This is a genomic window from Methylobacterium nigriterrae, from assembly GCF_037106235.1.
In the GTDB taxonomy this organism is placed as follows: domain Bacteria; phylum Pseudomonadota; class Alphaproteobacteria; order Rhizobiales; family Beijerinckiaceae; genus Methylobacterium; species Methylobacterium nigriterrae.
Window position 1 is genome coordinate 1 of sequence record NZ_JBAWTG010000689.1, and the last position, 305, is coordinate 305.

The 305-nt window shown below is 76.7% G+C and carries 1 protein-coding gene; it reads left to right on the forward strand.

The annotated features are described in order from the left end of the window. Positions 1-305, forward strand: a 305-nt coding sequence (locus WDW90_RS38735) for a VCBS domain-containing protein (protein WP_336492951.1), incomplete at both ends; no start/stop codon positions are given.

Sequence of the window (305 nt, forward strand, 5' to 3'; positions counted from 1 at the left end):
TCCTCGCCTACCCGATCACGGACGGGCACGGCGGCAGCCTAGCGCAGACTGCGCAGTTCACGCCCGTCCCCGGCCACGCCGCGACGATCTCGGGCGACCGGTCGGCTGCGGTGCGGGAGGACGCTCCGGGGACCGCCGCCGGTATGGCCGTCGTGGCCGACGCGGACCCCGGCGAGGCGGACTTCCCGGTGCCCGCCTCGCTCGAGGGGCGCTCCGGACGCTTCGGCTTCGACGCGCAGACCGGGCAATGGCGCTACGCGCTCGCGAACGCCGCGGCCGAGGTCCAGGCCCTCTCGGCCGGCGAG